1 protein-coding gene is annotated in these 601 nt (G+C 64.4%); it reads left to right on the forward strand.

Features of this window, described 5'->3' with window-relative positions; genetic code table 11:
• Nucleotides 1-59: 59 nt before the first annotated feature.
• Nucleotides 60-581: a hypothetical protein gene (locus BIV04_RS12175; RefSeq protein ID WP_071256598.1), complete on the forward strand. Its 522-nt coding sequence runs from the start codon at nucleotides 60-62 to the stop codon at nucleotides 579-581.
• Nucleotides 582-601 lie beyond the last annotated feature (20 nt).

The following is a 601-nucleotide window of genomic DNA, read 5'->3' on the forward strand; positions in this document are numbered from 1 at the left end:
TGCACCGAGGTGGAGTCTGGCGTGCTGCAAGCGGGAACGTAGCCGTGAGAAGGTGACGCATGAGCTCCGAGGAAGAGGCCCACGCCCCGGACTTCTCGGAACAGGCACGGGCGATGCAGGAACTACTGCCGTACCTGCACGACATCGTCGGCGACACCGCAGAGATCACGACCGAGGACTACTGGGGATCCGAGCCCGACGGCAGCGTGGACCACGACCAGGCACCGTCCATCCGCTCCGCCTACATCAGGCCCCACAACGCAGCAGCCCTGCCCATGGACGTTAGTTGTGAACAATGGATCGTCATCGAGCTAGGCCGGATCGGCGGTCGATGGGAACTGGGCTATGACAGCGGCGATCTTGCCCTCGCCAAGGCACTCCTCGGTGCTGCTGCCGCCGGCAACGTCATCGAGACCACAGCGCTTGGGAGGTCCAAGGTCGACGTGACCTTGACTGACGGGACCATCGTCACCGAGACCGGGTACGACGGTTGCCTGACGATCCTCATCCCACTTCCCGGGTGGAAGACGTGGGGGCGAACGACACGGTACGAGCCCTACCGCGCGAACGCGTCCGAATAGCGAACGCCCGCGTCAGGATC

Source organism: Frigoribacterium sp. MCBA15_019, from assembly GCF_001864945.1.
Classification (GTDB): Bacteria; Actinomycetota; Actinomycetes; order Actinomycetales; family Microbacteriaceae; genus Frigoribacterium.